1 protein-coding gene is annotated in these 230 nt (G+C 70.9%); it reads right to left on the bottom strand.

Annotation, left to right across the window (positions count from 1 at the left end; translation table 11 throughout):
* On the bottom strand, nucleotides 1-230 hold a 230-nt coding region (locus KZZ06_RS22385; RefSeq protein WP_306664551.1), incomplete at both ends, for a PhoU domain-containing protein.

The following is a 230-nucleotide window of genomic DNA, read 5'->3' as shown; positions in this document are numbered from 1 at the left end:
CGCACGCCGAGCACGATCTTCTGGGCCGGAGCCTGGTCGGAGATCGCCACCACGCGCTTGGCGACGTTCTTGGCGAGGTCGCCGATCCGCTCGAGATCGCCGGAGACGCGGATCGCCGAGATGGTCTCGCGCAGGTCGATCGCCAGCGGCTGGCGCCGGGCGATCAGCAGCACGGCGCGCTCCTCGATGTCCCGCTGCAGCGCGTCGAGGCGCTTGTCGGCGAGGATCAC

Origin of the sequence: Sulfitobacter sp. CW3, assembly GCF_019392245.1 — a bacterium.
GTDB lineage: Bacteria > Pseudomonadota > Alphaproteobacteria > Rhodobacterales > Rhodobacteraceae > Sulfitobacter.
Note: the sequence above shows the minus strand (reverse complement) of the source record. Positions and strands in the feature narration are given on the sequence as shown.